Source organism: Loktanella sp. DSM 29012 (assembly GCF_900110705.1).
Lineage (GTDB): Bacteria > Pseudomonadota > Alphaproteobacteria > Rhodobacterales > Rhodobacteraceae > Loktanella > Loktanella gaetbuli.
Genome location: NZ_FOEJ01000011.1, coordinates 1 through 13,441 on the forward strand (window position 1 = coordinate 1; position 13,441 = coordinate 13,441).

Sequence of the window (13,441 nt, forward strand, 5' to 3'; positions counted from 1 at the left end):
GGCCTGACACCGCGCGAATATGCTAACCGGTCAAACGAAGACCAAAACCTGAACAGAGCTAACTCATAAATGAGGACTCTCTGGGGAGCAGGTCAATGAGAACGAGATGATCGCTGATCTGTTGGTCGGCCTGACCGAAGCCCGCAAGACGTGGGGATTTGGGCTGTGTTTCCTTCATCTGCGCAACGTGAAGGGGCACCCGTGGAACCACAAACGCGTCTACCGCATCTACTGCGCCCTAGAACTGAACTTGCGGATCAAGCCGCGCAAACGGTTAAAGAGGGACGTGCCAGACGCTCTGGCCGTGCCCGAGCGACCGAATGTGACATGGTCGATGGATTTCATGGCAGATCGGCTTGAGGACGGTCGGGCCTTCCGGCTGCTGAACGTGCTGGATGACTTCAACCGCGAAGGTCTGGGGATCGAGGTCGACTTCTCCCTACCGGCCGAGCGGGTCATCCGCAGCCTGAATAATATCATCGAGTGGCGGGGCAAGCCCAAGACGATCCGCGTGGACAACGGCCCGGAATACATCAGTCAGGCCCTGTTGGATTGGGCCGAAGAGCAGGGCATCGCCTTGGCCCACATCCAGCCAGGTCAACCGCAACAGAACGCCTACATCGAGCGCTACAACCGCACGGTCCGGCACGAATGGCTGGACCAATACATCATCAACAGCATCGAGGAGGCCCAGCATTTCGCCACCCAGTGGCTCATTCGATCATTCTCTTGAACCAGTGGCGTTCATGATCTCATCTTGAACAACAACGACCGCCCGAACATGGGCATCGGCGGCATCACGCCTGCAATGAAACTGAAGATGGCTGCGTAAGTTCTACGACCAAGTCCCGTTAAAAACGGGAGGATTACCGTGCAGCTTCACCAAACCGGCCATTTATCCATGGCGCAGCATTTTCGGAGGGTCGAGGTCGGCAGAGCGGGACCTTCCTGGCGGTAGTCTCAATTCCGAGAGGCCTATGACAAGACCTTTGGAATATTATCGGCCTGCGGGAATGTGGATCGTATGCGATCACATCTGGATCATTTCGGACAAGTTAAGATTTTGACCATTTGGGTCAGCGCTGTCATGCGATCGGATCGCGCGAAGCAGGACGGTCGCGCCGGACGAACCGGCGCGGCCGTTACGTTCAGATGTTGCCGCGCGACATCTCGGCGGCGATGTGTTCGGCCTGACGGATGGCCAGCGCCACGATGGTGAGCGTCGGATTTTCCGCAGCACCCGTGGTGAACTGCGATCCGTCAGAGATGAACAGATTCGGCACGTCATGCGCCTTGCCGTTCTTGTCCACCACGCCGTCCGCCGCGTTCGCCGACATCCGATTGGTGCCCAGGTTGTGTGTCGACGGATAGGGCGGGGTGGGCAGAACGCGCGTGGCCCCAAGCGCCTCATACATCGCCATGCCGGTCTTGAAGGCGTGGTCGCGCATCGCGATGTCGTTGGGGTGGTCACTGAAGTTGACATTGGCGACCGGCAGTCCGTGCTGATCTTTCACGTCCATGTTCAGCGTCACGCGATTGCTTTCCTGCGGCATGTCTTCGCCCACGATCCACATGCCGGCCATGTTTTCATAGCTATCCAGCGCGGTCGTGAATTCACGCCCCCAGCTGCCCGGGTCCATGAAAGCGGCCATGAACGGCAGGCCAAGGCTTAGCGTTTCCAACTCGTAGCCGCCGACGAAACCGCGTTCGGGGTTGTGGCCCGCCTCGTCCTGCATGATGCCCGCCATGGTCGTGCCGCGCCACATCTTCACCGGTTTGTCGAAGATGCCGTAAACCGATCCCGTGACGTGGCGCATGTAGTTGCGCCCGACCTGTCCGGAAGAGTTCGCCAGCCCGTCAGGGAACATCGACGACGCAGAGTTCAACAACAGACGCGGGCTTTCAAAGGAGTTGCCCGCGACGCAGACTATCCGTGCCTTCTGCATCTGCAGGTTGCCGTCCTTATCGAAATATTCGACGCCCGTGACCTTGCCGCTGGCGTCGTGCAGGATGCGCGCGACGTGGGCGCGCTCTCGCACTTCCATGTTGCCCGTGGCCTCGCCCTCGGGCACCTCGGTGTAGGCGGTGGACCACTTGGCGCCCCACTTGCAGCCCTGAAAGCAAAAGCCGGTCTGCTGGCACATCATCCGGTCGCCGGTCTCGTCCGAGTTGATGGCCATGTGGCCGGTGCTGACCTCCATCTTGCCGATGGCCTTGGCTCCGGCCTCGAACACCTTGTAGTTGTTGTTGCCGGGCAGGCCGGGACGGCCGCCAGTTCGCGTGACGCGCATCTTCTCTTCGGCGCGGGTGTAGAAGCTGTCTATCTCGCGCGGGTCGATGGGCCAGTCCATCAGGTTTGCACCGGCGACGTCGCCGTAGGTCGTGCGTGCCTTCCATTCATGATCCTGGAACCGCAGGGATGCACCGGCCCAGTGGGTCGTCGTGCCGCCCACGGCCTTTACGATCCAGGCGGGCAGGTTCTTGAAATCGCGGGACACACGCCATTCGCCGGACGTCGTGCGGGTGTCGGTCCAGGCCAATTGCCCAAAGCTGTCCCATTCATCGTTGATGAAGTCCTGCGGCAAGTAGCGACCGCCAGCCTCCAATGCGACGACGCTGATGCCCTTCTGGGCCAGTTCGTTGCCCAGCGTGCCGCCGCCGGCGCCTGTTCCGATGATAACGACGACGCTGTCGTCGTTCAGATCAAATGGTGCTGCCATGATCCGTCTCCCCCCTCAAAGCCAGTTGATGTCGTCGAAGCCGCGATTGATGTAGCCACCCTGGGAATAGCTCTCACCCTCGTAGCCAAAGATCGGCCAGATCGCCTTCTGGTTATAAAGCCCCGTAACCAGACCACTGCGGATCTGCTGAAAGAAGTCGGTGTCTTCCATGCTGCGCAGGATCTTCACGCGGTCCGCTTCCCACAGGGTGCCAAGGTAGCTGTCGAAACCTGCTTCGCGGGCAGCCTCGTTCAGCCCGGCGATGCCGGCCTCGATACCTTCGGCCCCCTCGTTGGTGTCGTACATCTGCACGGCGGTGGCGTAGTATTCGTCGGCCACCTTGTCGTGCGGATAGATGTCACGCGCCATCTGCGTCAGCGTGGCAAAGGTTTCCGGGCTCAGGGCCTTCATCTCCACCGCCCATGCGGCGTCTGGTGCGGCGATGAAGCCAGCCCCCACCACAAAGGTCGCCCCCGCCGCCGTCGCACGCGACAGAAGCTGGCGCCGCGTCATGCCCTTCGGGCTTGTCGTCGTTTCCATATCGTCTCCTCCCTTATGTGATCACTTGAAGCGACCGGCGCGGGCCAGCACTTCGATCTGATAGCCGTCCGGATCGGCCACGAAAAAGAACCGCCCCACCAGCTCCCCCGCTGGGGCGAATTCCACGAGTTTACGGGGATTGAGGCCTTCCGCCTCGAACCGGGCATGTTCGGCGTCGAGATCATCGACTGACACGGCAAGGTGGCCGTAGCCGTCGCCAAGGTGGTAGGAGTCGGTGCGCCCCTTGTTGATCGTCAGCTCCAGCTCAAAGTCGCTCTCGGCGTTGGCCAGATAGACCAGCGTGAAGTCCGGAAAATCGAGACGGTCTGCGATCGTCAGTCCGAACGCCTTTTCGTAGAACGCGACGGAACGCGCCTCGTCCAGCACGCGGATCATGGAATGAATTGTCTTGGCCACCGGCCTCTCCCCCTCTTTGGTCATGGGGACAGGCTAGGACGGGGCGACCGGGGGCCGGGTAGTATGGACCTACTACCCGCGTATTTTATCGCGGCGCAATGATCGGCCCTATTCGGCAGCGATCTCGAAACGTGGGGTGGTGATGGAGGATTCCATGAATTTCAGACAGGCACAGCGCAGCAGCGACGTGAAATTCTCTGGCTCTCCACGTAATTCAAGAACCTCGGCGTGCAACTTCGAGATGAACATCGGCGTTGTCACGCCGTCACGTTCAGCGATCTGATCGATCACCCCCCAAAAGGCGTTTTCAAGCCGAATGCTGGTGCTTTGGCCGTTCAGCCGCAGGCTGCGTGTCTGACTGGCGTAGCGGTGCGGATCCTGATCGGCAAAGACATGGCACATCTGATTTTCCCCCCAAGAGCGTGGCGCCGATCGACCAAAGGCCCACCGTGCGCGACGTATCGTATTTCGTATACGAACTGCGCGAACCTGTCTATCGGGCCAGCGCAATTGTGATATGGCGGTGATGAAAAAGCGTGCAGGACGGTGACATGGAGACGGTGAAACAGCGACGCAGCCTCGTGGAGGAGACCTACGACATCCTTGTCGATGCGATCTGCACTGGCGAAATCCGGCCGGGTGAACGGTTGAACCAAGACGATATCGCCTCCAGGCTCAATGTCTCGCGCCAGCCCGTCAACAGTGCCATCTCGATCCTCAAGGCCAACGGCCTGGTCGAGGATACCGGCCGTCGCAGCGTCATCGTGACGCCCTTCGACCGCCACCTGTTTCGCGCGATCTATGACTTTCGGGTCGTGATCGAGCCCTTTGCGGTGCGGCAGGCCGGCAAGACCCTGACGCCCGCCGACCGGGCAATGGCGGACGCGGTCCTGCGCGCGGCTGATGACGCACGGCGTGACGGCAGTTTAAGTCGGCTGGTGCAAGCCGACATGAAGTTTCACGAGATGATCTATGGCTGGAGCCGCAACCCCGTCATCGAGACCTCAATGCGGATGAATTGGCATCACATCCGTCGGTCAATGGCCGAAATTCTGAGGGATCCCGCTGCAATCTCTTCTGTCTGGGCGCAGCATTTCGATATCGTGGAGGATCTCTTTGCAGGCGAAATTGAAAGCGCTGCTTCGAAAATGGAGAAACACATCCGGCAATCGTATGACGCGGTTATCCGTGTGATTGAAACAAACGAGACGGACAGGATCAAGGTCTGAAGGGGTTTTCTTGGCTCTGTTGCACGAAGCCCTTGGGGGATTCACCTTGTGAATCCAGCGTGATAGCTGGATGGCATGAGTAGACCGAGACCTCCGACTTATAAGATCAAGAACTGGAGGGCCTACAACGAAGCGCTCAAGCGCCGGGGTTCGCTGACGATCTGGTTCGATCCCGAGATGACGTGGGAGGCCAGGCCGACGGGCAAGCGGGGCCGGCAGCCCACTTACAGCGACGCCGCCATCCAGACCTGATGATGAAAGTCCTGTTCGGCATGGCGCTCCGGCAGACGACGGGCTTTGTCGAAAGCCTTCTGCAGTTGAGCGGGCTGGACTGGTCGGTGCCGGATTTCAGCACGCTTCCACGCCGCCAGAAGGCCCTCGCCGTAAGCATCCCGTATCGGGGATCGGAGGGGCCGTTGCACCTCTTGATCGATAGCACCGGGATCAAAGTTGAGGGTGAAGGCGAGTGGAATGCCCGCAAGCATGGTGGCGCCAAACGCCGCATCTGGCGCAAGGTTTCCCTCGGGATCGATGAGAAAACACTGGAAATCCGGGCGGTCGAGTCCACCAGCAGCGGTATCGGCGATGCGCCCATGCTGCCGGAGTTGCTCGGCCAGATCCCGCCCGATCAAGAGATCGGCAACGTCACCGCAGACGGGGCCTACGATACGCGCAAGTGTCACGACGCCATCGCCGATCGCGGGGCCTATGCCGTCATACCGCCCCTCAAGAATGCTAAGTTCTGGAAGCCCGGCAGCGCGGGCGCCATTGCCCGCAACGAGGCCCTTCGCGCATCGAAACGCCTGGGCCGGAATATCTGGCGGAAATGGAGCGGCTACCATCGCCGAAGTCGCGCCGAGACCAAGATGCATGCATGAAGCTGTTGGGCCAACGCCTCATGGCGCGAGAGCCCGACCGCCAGGTCGCCGAGCTTCAGATCAGTGTCGCCGTCATGAACGGTTTCACCGCGCTCGGCATACCTGTGACCGAGCCCGTGGGATAAGTGTGTCCGGGGAAGGGGTAGCTTGGCCATCCTACGATTCGTGCAACAGAGCCCTGCCGGACGGAGAATGCGATACTTGGAAGCCCCAAATTTCCTTGAAGACTGACATCGTTCTTTCCCCACTTCGTATCAGGGCGGCATAGCAGGTGTTGCGGATGTATATGAGATCTGAGCTAAGGGGTCAGATGCATCGCTTAAGACGCAGCCGTTTTCAGTTTCATTGAAAGCGTGATGCGGCCAATGCCCATATTCTTATGATCGTCATTGAAGTCGAGTGCCGGCGTAGCGAAGTGCTGGGAATCCTTGTTACCAGTGATGTTGTATTGGTCCAGCCAGTCGTACCGGACGGTGCGATTGTTGGGCTCGATCCAGGCGCTCTGTTGCGGCTGACCGGACTTGATATGGGCAAAGCCCATCCGAGTTCCTCAGCCCAATCCAACAGTACCTGGCCGATCTGGCGTGCCCAAGGCAGGACGAGCTGCATCGTCACAATGCTGCATCGAGCCCAACTGATCCAATCAGGCGTCCACTGCTTTTGCTTCGCGTTCTGCCTCAGCATTTTCGACGGCCCATTCGCCGGCCGCCTCGATCGCGACAGGAGATGCAGTCGGAAGGACGTTTAGATAACTATCGGTTTCATCGACCGTTGCGATGGTCCGCTGTGTCATCCTGTAAAGCGCATAAAGCGCGATGGCGACAAACGTAACACCCAGCACCAGCCAGAATGCCCTTGGTTCCAAGGTTTGCATGGCCCAACCGGTCACCAGCGGGCCAATGATCGCGCCCAATCCAAAGGTAAAGACAAGACCGCCTGACGCAGCGGGCATATCTGATGCAGACAGTGAATCGTTCGTATAGGCCAACAGCAAGGCATATAGTGGGGTGGTGACACCACCGGCAAAAAATGCAGCAATCATCAGCATCGATATGCCACCGTCTGTCGCCCATCCGAGCAGACATGCGGTGCTGCCCATGACGGCAAGACCAAAGATCAGCCTGCGCCGGTCCATCCGGTCCGATAACCAGCCGATCGGATATTGCATCGCCAATGCACCAGCAAACAACATGGCAATGAACATCGAAATCTGATTGGCCGTCAGGTCGATCTTGGTGCCGAAAACGGCCCCCATGCCTGATTGGGTCGCATAGACGCTGCCAAGCAGGAATATGCCTACCGTTCCCAGTGGCGAGCCCTTGAACAGGTCACGCAAAGGCATGGGTTTGGCGACTTCGACCATCGGAACCACGGCGGCAGACAGCAGAATGGGCGCGAATGAAACCGACACGAGGATAGAGGCACAGATAAAGAGCACAGACGTTCCGGCGTCGCCCAGCGTCAGCAGCCCCTGTGCGCCAATAATGCCAAGGGTCTGCGCGATCATGTAGGCCGAAAGAACTTTCCCGCGTGTCTCATTGGTGGCAGCGGCATTCAGCCAACTTTCCGCAGCGACATAGATGCCCGACATGCAAAACCCGACGAGAACGCGAAGCACAGTCCAGGCCCAAGGCTCTGTCAGAAGCGGCAGCGCAATCAATGCCGCCGACATGAAACTGCCAAGTGCTGCGAAGACGCGCACATGGCCGACACGTTGGATCATCAACGGCGTAAGACGCGCACCGGAAAGAAAGCCGAGAAAATAGCCGGAGGTCACGATGGCCAGTTCGCTCGACGTAAACCCTTCGATGCCGCCACGCAGGCCGATCAGGGTAAAATGCATGCCGTTTCCCAGCATGATCAAAACGATACCCAGCAGAAGGGCCCAAACCCCAGAAAGAACTTTGATCATGGAACGCCCATTTTCCTCTAGCGATCTTGTTCGCTGACTGCATGAATATGTCAGGAGTATTTACTTGCTTTCGCTGCACCGCCGCATCGGTTCGCAAATGCGACAGTAAAGAATAATGCAAGATGGTCTGTCTGATTTGGTCGACGCGGCCCCCTACAGCGCTCTTGGCTCCGGAAAACATGAATATCAGCCTTTTGCTTGCTCGCGGTCGAAGGCAAAATCGATCCCCATCTCGATACTGAGCGTCCGTGTGCATGCTGCGGCGTGCAGGGCGCGACAAAGACCTTGACCAACCAGAGAACAGAGAGGTATGACATCGGTGTCATGACATCGGTGTCATTGGCGGCGTGACACGTTGCTGACGGTGTGGGGGAGGATCATCATGAGTACGATCTACGACGTGGCCAAGGCGGCCGGCGTTTCCCCCAAGACCGTCAGCCGGGTGCTGAACGGCGATGCGCCGGTCAAGGCAGAGACGGCCAAGATCGTGCACGCTGTGATTGCGGAACTGGGCTATGCGCCGTCATCGGCTGCCCGTGCAATGCGGTCCAACAAATCGGGGTTGATCGGCCTGATCACCGGCGCGATTTCTGTTGATGCGTCACAACCTGACACGACGGGCCTGCCTGATCTATTCATCGTGCAAGGCGTCCAGAAAGCGATGGAGACCAGCGGAAAGACCCTGCTGATCGCCGATAGCGGTGGCCGCCCCGACAGGGTTCCGGGCCTGATGCGGACGTTTGAACAGCACAGGGTCGAGGGCATCATCTATGTCGCCGACCACCACCGCAGTGTTTCGCTGCCGCCGGTGTCGGCGCAGACACGGCTGGTCCTGGCGAACTGTTATGACGATACCGGCACGCCTTGTATCCTGCCGCACGACCGCAGGGGCCAGGAAATGCTGATCGCCGATCTGATCGCAAAGGGTCATCGCCGTATCGCCTATCTGACGTTGAACGCCGAATTGGACGCGACGCGCCTGCGCACGCAAGGTTACCGCGATGCTTTGTCTGCTGCGGGCATCTCTTATGATCCTGAACTGGTGATCGTGGCTGGCATCGGCACGACCGATCAGGATGCCGAGGTGCAGATCCTGTGGGATGCCATCGATCGCATTCTGTCGCTTGACGTGCCGCCTACGGTCATCTGTTTCGGCAACGACCAGATGGCGATGCGCGCCTACGGGATCTTGCGGTCGCGCGGTCTGAACCTGCCGGATGACATCAGTGTCACGGGTTACGACAACTACCGCACGATTACCCAAACGCTCTACCCGACGTTGACGTCGGTAGAATTGCCCTATCACGCCATGGGCGTGCGGGCGACGCAGCTGTTGCTGCGCATGATCGACGATGCCGATGACGTGCCGGTTGCGCCGGTGCTTGTCAGCGGCCCCGTACAGAGCGGTCAGTCCGTGAGGACCATGCCGACACCTATCACCAAACTGACGTCAATCGGGAGGATGACACAATGAAAATGCGAACAACCCTAGGCGCGGCCCTGCTGGCCACGACCGGCTGGGCCACGATGGCCGCAGCCCAGACCGAACTGTCCATGTGGTATCACGGTGCTGGCAACCCGCAAGAAGCCGAAGTGCTGAACCATATCGTCGCGGATTTCAACGCCAGCCAGTCCGACTGGAACGTGGTCGTCGAGAGCTTTCCGCAGGAAAGCTATAACGACTCTGTCGTTGCGGCCGCCCTCGCAGGCAACCTGCCTGACATTATTGACGTCGACGGCCCCGTCATGCCGAACTGGGCCTGGTCCGGTTATTTGCAGCCGTTGCAAATCGACGAATCCACGATCGAAAACTTTCTACCCGGCCCCAAGGGCTACTGGGACGGAGAGCTGTATTCCATTGGCCTGTGGGACGCGGCCGTCGCTCTTGTGACGCGCCAGTCGATCCTGGACGATCTGGGCCTGCGCACGCCGACGCTGGAAGAACCCTGGACGCTGGAAGAATTCAACGCGGCACTGGATGCAGCAAAGGAGTCAGGCAACTTTGAGTATGCGCTTGATCTGGGCATGGCATGGACCGGCGAATGGTATCCCTATTCGTTCAGCCCGTTCCTGCAATCCTTTGGTGGCGATCTGGTCGATCGTGATACCTATCAGACCGCCGAAGGCGTGCTGAACGGCGAAGAGGCGATGGCCTTCGGTGATTGGTGGCAGGGCTTGTTCGCGAATGATCTGGCACCCGGCACCAGCCAGGATCCCGCAGCCCGCGAAACCGGTTTTCAGGACGGCAAATATGCCTTTAGCTGGAACGGCAACTGGGCGGCGATGAACATCATGAACACCTTCGAAGATACGGTGTTCCTGCCCGCCCCGGATTTCGGCAATGGCCCCAAGATCGGCGCGGCAAGCTGGCAGTTTGGCGTGTCCTCGGCATCGGAACATCCTGACGGCGCGTCCGCTTTCATCGAGTTCGCGTTGCAGGACGAATATCTCGCCGCGTTCTCGAACGCGATTGGTCTGATCCCGCCCACGACATCATCGGCGCAGATGACCGAGAACTATCAGGACGGCGGCCCGATGGCGGTGTTTTATGACCTGACCGAGGCGCAAGCGATGGTCCGCCCCGTGACCCCCGGCTACGTGGTCCAGGCAAAGGTCTTTGAAAAGGCGCTGGCCGACATCGCAAACGGTGCTGACGTTGCCGACACGCTGGATGCTGCGGTGGACGAAATCAACGCCGACATCGAGCGCAACGCGGGCTACGGCCACACCGAGTAAGCGCAAATCCGGGGGCCACAGGCTGGCCCCCGGACACGATTGAGGAGGGGGAACGCATGGCATCGAAACTGACCACATCCAACCGCGCTGGCTGGGGCTTTGCCCTGCCGGGGTTCGGATTGATCGCACTGTTCATCGTGATCCCCTTCTTTTTCGCATTCTACCTTTCGCTGACGAACCAGCGGCTGATTTCACCCAATCCCACGGAATTCGTCGGGCTGAGCAACTACGAAAATCTGCTGTCCATCGGCGTGCTGACGCTGGAGCCGGAACGCGACGACGCGGGCACAATCATCCGCGACGACGATGGATTGCCCGAATATCCGCGCGTCCGCAGTTTCACCCGCAACAACCCCGATTTCCCGCAATACGCTGGTATGCAGGAATGGTTCCGCTGGCAGTCTGGCGACACGGCAAAGGTCGTTGTGGCGACCGACGTGGTGTTCTGGAAAAGCCTTTGGAACACGGTCAAATTCGTGCTGGTGGTGGCACCCGTGCAGGCCGGTCTGGCGCTGTGCCTTGCGCTGCTGATCAACCAGCGGCTGCGTGGCATCAACGTCTATCGCGCAATCTATTTCATGCCTGTCGTTGTTTCCATCGTCGTGGTGTCGTTGCTGTGGCGGTTCCTCTATTCCCCCGACAGCGGCCTTTTGAACAACATGCTGCAAGGGCTGACGTTCGGCATATTCGAGCCGCGGGATTGGCTGGGTAATCCGGACACGGCTCTTGGGTCGATCATGGCCATGTCGATCTGGCAGGCCGTCGGATTTCACATGGTCATCTGGCTGGCCGGACTGCAAACGATCAGTCCGATGCTGTACGAGGCAGCCAGCATCGAAGGCGCCAGCAAGTGGCAGACCTTTCGCTATGTCACCTGGCCGGGACTGCGCAACACCGCCGTGCTAGTGCTGATCGTCATCACCATGCAGGCCTTTGCCCTGTTCGCGCAGATCGACGTGATGACCAACGGCGGCCCGCTGGACAGCACAACGACGCTGGTCTTCCAGACGGTTGAACGCGGCTACGGCAAACAGGACATCTCTGGCGGTGCCACGATCAGCGTGATCCTGTTCCTGCTGGTCCTGACGATATCTCTGATTCAACGATTCTTGACGCGGGAGCGCTGAACCATGGCCACCATTTCCGCTGACAATCACGGTTTGCGCCTGGCTGTGCGTTATGTCGTCCTGACGCTGATCGCCGTGATCTTTATCTTTCCGCTGCTGTTCATGGTGATGTCCAGCCTCAAGCCCAGCGACCAATTGCTGCGCGACACCGCCAGCCTGCGGGCGTTTCTGCCAGTGGGTGACATCGGGTTCGACAACTACACCGATGCATTCTCGCGCGCACCAGTGGGGCTGTTCGTCTTCAATTCCGTCCTGGTGACCGGGGTGACGGTGTTGCTGTCGCTCTTTCTGTGCTCGCTTGCCGCGTTCAGCTTTGCCTTTCTGAAATGGAAGGGCCGCGACCTGTTGCTCGGGATCATCATCGCCACCCTGATCGTTCCGTTCGAGACCATCGCGATCCCGCTTCTTCTGCTGGTCAGCAAGCTGCCGTGGATCGGGCTGGAGGGACTGCAATTCGGCTGGCTGAACACCTACCGCGTGCAGATCATCCCATGGATTGCCGACGGTCTGACGGTGTTTCTGTTCGTGCAATACTTCAAGGATCTACCGCGCGAATTGATCGAGGCCGCCCGCGTCGAAGGCGCGTCATGGTGGCAAATCTACCGCCGCGTAGTCATGCCGCTGGCAGGCCCTGTGCTGGCGACCGCCGCGATCCTGAAGTTTCTGGTGATGTACAACCAATACCTGTGGCCACTGATCGTGGTGCAACAGGAAAGCTACCGCCCCGTGATGGTCGGGCTGCAATACTTCTTTCAGCTCGACACCGCCTGGGGTGAAATCATGGCCTATCTGACGATCATCACGGTCCCGGTGCTGGCCTTCTATCTTGTCATGCAACGGGCGTTCATCTCGTCCATTGCCTCTACCGGCGTGAAAGGTTGAACGCTCATGGTTCTCGCACTCAAAGATCACTTTGTCTGGGACAGTTGGTATATTCGCGACGGTGACACCTGGCATGGCTACTACCTCAAGGCGCCTCGGTCGCTGGGCGACCCCGAACTGCGCCATCTGAATGCAAGCATCGGCCACGCGACCAGCACCGATCTGGTGAACTGGGACCAGCAAGGGCACACCTTCGGTCCCGCCGAGGGGCCCGCCTGGGACGACTACACCACCTGGACGGGGTCCGTGGTGCGCGGCGATGATGATCTGTGGCACCTCTATTACACCGGAACCAGTCATGCAGAGGATGCGCTGTATCAGCGGGTCGGTCATGCGACATCGACCGATTTGCATAACTGGACGCGTGTGGGTGACGGTCTGGCGCTGGACCTCATGGGCGAGAATGCACACCACTATGAGGCCGATCACATGGTCGGATTCTGGCACGACCGCGCCATGCGCGACCCTTGGGTCATGAAGGATCCCGACGGCGATGGATGGTTGATGTATTTCACCGCCCGCAAGGCGGACGTGGCCGAGCCGAACGCTGGCGGCTGCATCGGGTTCGCGACCTCGCCCGACGGCTATGACTGGACGCTGCAACCGCCCGTTTTTGTCGGCGGCTACGGCCAGTTGGAAGTGCCGCAGGTCTTTGAAAAAGACGGCCACTGGTTTTGCCTGTTCTGCACGGCGGCAGAGCATTTCAGCAAGGAGCGCGCTGAAACGACGCAGACTGGTCCTACCACGGGCAACCACTACCTGATCGGCGACAGCCCGCGCGGGCCTTGGCAGCTGGCACCCGAATTTCTGGACGGTGCGCTGCCCCCGGCCCGCTATGCGGCACGGATCGTGGATACCGACGACGGGCTGTTGATCCTCGGCTTTGCCGACCGGCCCGGAGGCGGTGATTTCGTAGGCCACGTCATGGACCCCGAACCGGTGCGGGTCACGGACGACGGGCTGCTGGAACTCGTGCCGCAACGCATGGCGGCGGAGTAAG

12 protein-coding genes and 2 pseudogenes are annotated in these 13,441 nt (G+C 59.7%); 8 read left to right on the top strand and 6 right to left on the bottom strand.

The window, feature by feature from the left end:
• Window positions 1–94: 94 nt before the first annotated feature.
• Window positions 95–832, top strand: a pseudogene (locus tag BMX27_RS16120) (IS3 family transposase); the annotation flags it as partial.
• Between the two features lie 316 nt (window positions 833–1,148).
• On the opposite strand, the gene BMX27_RS16125 reads toward BMX27_RS16120, so the two are convergent.
• From BMX27_RS16125 to BMX27_RS16140, 4 genes are all read right to left on the bottom strand, one after another.
• Window positions 1,149–2,720 (bottom strand): GMC family oxidoreductase, encoded by a 1,572-nt coding sequence (locus tag BMX27_RS16125; RefSeq protein WP_090161409.1) that lies wholly within the window; start codon window positions 2,718–2,720, stop codon window positions 1,149–1,151.
• Between the two features lie 15 nt (window positions 2,721–2,735).
• Window positions 2,736–3,260 carry a Twin-arginine translocation pathway signal gene (locus tag BMX27_RS16130; RefSeq protein ID WP_090161412.1) on the bottom strand — a complete coding sequence of 175 codons (525 nt, stop codon included), beginning with the start codon at window positions 3,258–3,260 and terminating at the stop codon, window positions 2,736–2,738.
• Between the two features lie 21 nt (window positions 3,261–3,281).
• Window positions 3,282–3,677 (bottom strand): VOC family protein, encoded by a 396-nt coding sequence (locus BMX27_RS16135; RefSeq protein ID WP_090161415.1) that lies wholly within the window; start codon window positions 3,675–3,677, stop codon window positions 3,282–3,284.
• 108 nt (window positions 3,678–3,785) lie between these two features.
• A complete protein-coding gene (locus BMX27_RS16140) occupies window positions 3,786–4,079 on the bottom strand; it encodes a ribbon-helix-helix domain-containing protein (protein ID WP_090161419.1) in 294 nt (97 codons plus the stop codon).
• Window positions 4,080–4,228: 149 nt separating this feature from the next.
• Between BMX27_RS16140 and BMX27_RS16145 the strand changes: the two genes are divergently transcribed.
• Both BMX27_RS16145 and BMX27_RS16150 read left to right on the top strand, forming a co-directional pair.
• Window positions 4,229–4,906 (top strand): GntR family transcriptional regulator, encoded by a 678-nt coding sequence (locus tag BMX27_RS16145; protein ID WP_090161423.1) that lies wholly within the window; start codon window positions 4,229–4,231, stop codon window positions 4,904–4,906.
• A gap of 75 nt (window positions 4,907–4,981) precedes the next feature.
• A pseudogene (locus tag BMX27_RS16150) lies at window positions 4,982–5,909 on the top strand (IS5 family transposase).
• Between the two features lie 194 nt (window positions 5,910–6,103).
• On the opposite strand, the gene BMX27_RS16155 reads toward BMX27_RS16150, so the two are convergent.
• Complete coding sequence (locus BMX27_RS16155) at window positions 6,104–6,325, bottom strand: integrase core domain-containing protein (protein WP_090161426.1); 222 nt, start codon at window positions 6,323–6,325, stop codon at window positions 6,104–6,106.
• A gap of 102 nt (window positions 6,326–6,427) precedes the next feature.
• Window positions 6,428–7,696, bottom strand: a complete 1,269-nt coding sequence (locus tag BMX27_RS16160) for an MFS transporter (RefSeq protein WP_090161428.1) — start codon at window positions 7,694–7,696, stop codon at window positions 6,428–6,430.
• Between the two features lie 382 nt (window positions 7,697–8,078).
• Between BMX27_RS16160 and BMX27_RS16165 the strand changes: the two genes are divergently transcribed.
• Genes BMX27_RS16165 through BMX27_RS16185 form a run of 5 tightly spaced genes read left to right on the top strand, consistent with a single transcriptional unit; the run spans window position 8,079 to window position 13,440 of the window.
• Complete coding sequence (locus BMX27_RS16165; RefSeq protein ID WP_090161431.1) at window positions 8,079–9,170, top strand: LacI family DNA-binding transcriptional regulator; 1,092 nt, start codon at window positions 8,079–8,081, stop codon at window positions 9,168–9,170.
• A complete protein-coding gene (locus BMX27_RS16170; protein ID WP_090161434.1) occupies window positions 9,167–10,432 on the top strand; it encodes an extracellular solute-binding protein in 1,266 nt (421 codons plus the stop codon). The genes BMX27_RS16165 and BMX27_RS16170 overlap by 4 nt, the downstream gene beginning before the upstream one ends.
• A gap of 56 nt (window positions 10,433–10,488) precedes the next feature.
• Window positions 10,489–11,559 carry a carbohydrate ABC transporter permease gene (locus BMX27_RS16175; protein WP_090161437.1) on the top strand — a complete coding sequence of 357 codons (1,071 nt, stop codon included), beginning with the start codon at window positions 10,489–10,491 and terminating at the stop codon, window positions 11,557–11,559.
• 3 nt (window positions 11,560–11,562) lie between these two features.
• Window positions 11,563–12,441, top strand: coding sequence for a carbohydrate ABC transporter permease (locus BMX27_RS16180; protein ID WP_090161441.1), 879 nt, complete (start codon window positions 11,563–11,565; stop codon window positions 12,439–12,441).
• Window positions 12,442–12,447: 6 nt separating this feature from the next.
• Window positions 12,448–13,440 (top strand): glycoside hydrolase family protein, encoded by a 993-nt coding sequence (locus BMX27_RS16185; protein WP_090161443.1) that lies wholly within the window; start codon window positions 12,448–12,450, stop codon window positions 13,438–13,440.
• The last annotated feature ends 1 nt before the right edge of the window (window position 13,441 follow it).

Excerpts from the sequence above, each read along its gene's own strand:
- BMX27_RS16125 (WP_090161409.1), bottom strand. The coding sequence starts at position 2,720 with ATGGCAGCACCATTTGATCTGAACGACGACAGCGTCGTCGTTATCATC.
- BMX27_RS16130 (WP_090161412.1), bottom strand. The coding sequence starts at position 3,260 with ATGGAAACGACGACAAGCCCGAAGGGCATGACGCGGCGCCAGCTTCTG.
- BMX27_RS16140 (WP_090161419.1), bottom strand. The coding sequence starts at position 4,079 with ATGTGCCATGTCTTTGCCGATCAGGATCCGCACCGCTACGCCAGTCAG.
- BMX27_RS16145 (WP_090161423.1), top strand. The coding sequence starts at position 4,229 with ATGGAGACGGTGAAACAGCGACGCAGCCTCGTGGAGGAGACCTACGAC.
- BMX27_RS16155 (WP_090161426.1), bottom strand. The coding sequence starts at position 6,325 with ATGGGCTTTGCCCATATCAAGTCCGGTCAGCCGCAACAGAGCGCCTGG.
- BMX27_RS16160 (WP_090161428.1), bottom strand. The coding sequence starts at position 7,696 with ATGATCAAAGTTCTTTCTGGGGTTTGGGCCCTTCTGCTGGGTATCGTT.
- BMX27_RS16165 (WP_090161431.1), top strand. The coding sequence starts at position 8,079 with ATGAGTACGATCTACGACGTGGCCAAGGCGGCCGGCGTTTCCCCCAAG.
- BMX27_RS16170 (WP_090161434.1), top strand. The coding sequence starts at position 9,167 with ATGAAAATGCGAACAACCCTAGGCGCGGCCCTGCTGGCCACGACCGGC.
- BMX27_RS16175 (WP_090161437.1), top strand. The coding sequence starts at position 10,489 with ATGGCATCGAAACTGACCACATCCAACCGCGCTGGCTGGGGCTTTGCC.
- BMX27_RS16180 (WP_090161441.1), top strand. The coding sequence starts at position 11,563 with ATGGCCACCATTTCCGCTGACAATCACGGTTTGCGCCTGGCTGTGCGT.
- BMX27_RS16185 (WP_090161443.1), top strand. The coding sequence starts at position 12,448 with ATGGTTCTCGCACTCAAAGATCACTTTGTCTGGGACAGTTGGTATATT.